This window comes from Clostridium neuense (genome assembly GCF_045310695.1).
GTDB classification, from domain to species: domain Bacteria; phylum Bacillota; class Clostridia; order Clostridiales; family Clostridiaceae; genus Clostridium_S; species Clostridium_S neuense.
The window spans coordinates 1-1,262 of the sequence record NZ_JBJIAA010000042.1 but is presented as its reverse complement, the minus strand read 5'-3'; the positions used below and the strand labels follow the sequence as shown (position 1 = coordinate 1,262).

Sequence of the window (1,262 nt, the reverse complement as noted above, 5' to 3'; positions counted from 1 at the left end):
TGATGCTAGTATAATATTGTAGACACGAAAGACCGAACACATTAAAATATAGATAAGATAAGGATGTGTTTATATGTTAATAGAAAAAAAGCAATATACAGATGAATTCAAAAATACAATAGTAGAACTATATAATTCTGGAAAAACAATTACAGAATTAAGCAGCGAATATGCCGTTGCAAAATCAACAATAAATGGCTGGGTTAAAAAAAAGAAACCTATAATTATAGATGACAATACAACTGTTACACCAGCAGAGTATAACAATTTATTAAAAAAGATGTCTCAACTAGAAGAAGAGAATGAAATATTAAAAAAAGCTATGGGCATATTTGCAAGAAAATAGTTACTACAATATTTGAATTCATAACTAACAATAAAAAACATCATAATGTTAAATTAATGTGTAAGGTTCTTAAAGTGTCTAGGAGTTCTTACTACAAGTACCTGCTTAAGCAACCAAGTAAGAGAACGTTAGAAAATCAAAATATTAAAAAGCATATTATTGATATTCACAAGGAAAGTAAAAATCGCTATGGAGCAATAAAAATAAATAAGTGTTTAAAATTAAGTGGAATTAATATTAGTGTAAAAAGAACTCAGCGTCTAATGAAATCATTAGGCATAAAATCTATAATAACTAAGAAATATAGACCGTTCTCAAACAAGCAAAAAGTTCAAGAAAAGACAAATATATTAAAAAGAGATTTTACTACTACTTCTATAAATCAGAAGTGGGTAACAGATATAACCTATATCCACACCATCAAAGATGGGTGGTGTTACTTAGCCTCAGTTATGGATTTATATAGCAGAAAAATAATAGGCTATTCTATGTCAAAGTTTATTGATACTACTCTCGCTTTACAAGCAGTAAAAAATGCTATAAAACTTCAGAAGCCAGCAAAACCATTAATCCTACATAGTGATTTAGGATGTCAATATACGAGTTCTACATTTGAAGAATTTATACTTAATACTAAGATTATAACTCATTCCTTTAGTGGTAAAGGTTGTCCTTACGATAATGCTTGTATTGAGTCATTTCATGCCTCTTTAAAAAAGGAAGAAGTTAATTTAGCACATTATTTTGATTATAAAACTGCACGTTTGGCAATATTCGAGTACATAGAGGCTTGGTATAATACAAGAAGAATACATGGAAGTATTGGATATATAACTCCTCAACAATGTGAGGAGTTATCAAAAAAAATTGCATAAAAAGTTCGACCTTTTGTGTCTAAAATATTGACATTGATCCA

1 protein-coding gene is annotated in these 1,262 nt (G+C 28.5%); it reads left to right on the top strand.

Annotated elements, in window-relative coordinates; all coding sequences use genetic code 11:
- Window positions 1-79: 79 nt before the first annotated feature.
- A protein-coding gene (locus tag ACJDT4_RS23260; protein WP_406790012.1) for an IS3 family transposase occupies window positions 80-1,221 on the top strand; the annotation gives its coding sequence in 2 pieces (ribosomal slippage) (window positions 80-320 and window positions 320-1,221; 1,143 coding nt in all).
- The last annotated feature ends 41 nt before the right edge of the window (window positions 1,222-1,262 follow it).